Origin of the sequence: Streptomyces sp. P17 (genome assembly GCF_032436805.1) — a bacterium.
GTDB lineage: Bacteria > Actinomycetota > Actinomycetes > Streptomycetales > Streptomycetaceae > Streptomyces.
In genome coordinates, this window is record NZ_JAVRBF010001044.1 from 1 (window position 1) to 260 (window position 260).

Consider the following 260-nt stretch of genomic DNA (forward strand, 5'->3'; position numbering starts at 1 on the left):
GTGCCACCCATAAACAGCCGGACATTGAAACGGCCAGGTGCTTCTTCCTCCAGGCGATCGCTGAACTCTTCCAGAAAGATATGCGCAAACGAGCCCGTGGGCAGAGTGTTGTTGATCTGGATATCGATAGGATTGGCAAACGCGAGGGAGGTGGTGGTCAGGGCTAGCAAGGACGTGGCGGCAGCCCACGGTGTCAGAGCAAAGCGTCGAGTGTGGGTAAGCATAGGCATGAAGGTGACCTCTATGGATGTGGAAGCAGG

General features: G+C 56.2%; 1 protein-coding gene. It reads right to left on the minus strand.

From position 1 onward, the window contains the following. Positions 1–224 (minus strand): hypothetical protein (locus tag RMT89_RS43880; RefSeq protein WP_315889342.1); only part of this gene is annotated, 224 nt, incomplete at its 3' end. Between the last annotated feature and the right edge of the window lie 36 nt (positions 225–260).